Origin of the sequence: Methylobacterium sp. J-078 (assembly GCF_022829285.1) — a bacterium.
Lineage (GTDB): Bacteria > Pseudomonadota > Alphaproteobacteria > Rhizobiales > Beijerinckiaceae > Methylobacterium.
The window spans coordinates 1-1,046 of sequence record NZ_JAKSYI010000091.1; the positions used below are offsets into that span (position 1 = coordinate 1).

The following is a 1,046-nucleotide window of genomic DNA, read 5'->3' on the forward strand; positions in this document are numbered from 1 at the left end:
GTTAGCGCGTGGCGTTAAAGCCCGACGCCCCCCAGACTGGATCATAACCGCGCTCGTTCGCCACTCCGATTGCGTTTTAGCCCGGTCAATCGGACTCTTGAGAGACACGAACCCATGTGCGGAATCGTTGGCATCGTCGGACGGGACGCCGTGGCCGGGCAGCTGGTGGAAGCCCTGCGTCAGGGTGGCGATGCCGGCTCGAATATCGCGGCTACGACTCGGCCGGCATCGCCACCCTGACGCAGGGGCGGCTGGAGCGCCGGCGCGCCGAGGGCAAGCTCTCCAACCTCGAGATGCGCCTGCGCGACGCGCCGCTCGGCGGCAGCATCGGCATCGGCCACACCCGCTGGGCGACGCACGGGCGCCCCAACGAGACCAACGCCCACCCGCACGCCACCGCCCGGCTGGCGGTGGTCCATAACGGAATCATCGAGAATTTCCGCGCCCTGAAGGCCGAACTCCAGGCGCAGGGCGTGCACTTCGAGAGCGAGACCGACACCGAGGTGGTGGCCCAGCTCGTCAGCCACGCCATGGATCAGGGGCTCGGCCCCGTCGAGGCGGTCGCCGCCTGCCTCCCCCGCCTGCACGGAGCCTTCGCGCTCGGCTTCGTCTTCGCCGGCCACGACGACCTCCTCATCGGGGCCCGCCACGGGGCGCCGCTGGCCATCGGGTTCGGCGAGGGCGAGACCTATCTCGGCTCGGACGCCCTGGCGCTGGCCCCCTTCACGGAGGCGATCACCTATCTGGACGAGGGCGACTGGGCGATCCTGACGCGTGAGGGCGAAGAGGTCGTCGGTCGCGCCGGCCGGGCAGTCACCCGCGAGCGCAAGCGCATCGTCGCCCAGGCCTTCCGGGTGGAGGAGGGCAACCACCGCCACTTCATGGCGATAGAGATCCACGAGCAGCCGGAGGTGGTGGGCCGCACGCTCGCCGACTACGTCGACCTCGCGCAAGGCCGCGTGGCGCTGCCCGAGGCCCTGCCCTTCGATTTCGCCAAGCTCTCGCGGATCTCGATCACCGCCTGCGGCACGGCCTACTATGCCGGC

1 pseudogene is annotated in these 1,046 nt (G+C 70.3%); it reads left to right on the top strand.

What is annotated here, in order from left to right:
* Window positions 1-114: 114 nt before the first annotated feature.
* Window positions 115-1,046 (top strand): annotated as a pseudogene (locus tag MKK58_RS13950) (glutamine--fructose-6-phosphate aminotransferase); the annotation flags it as partial.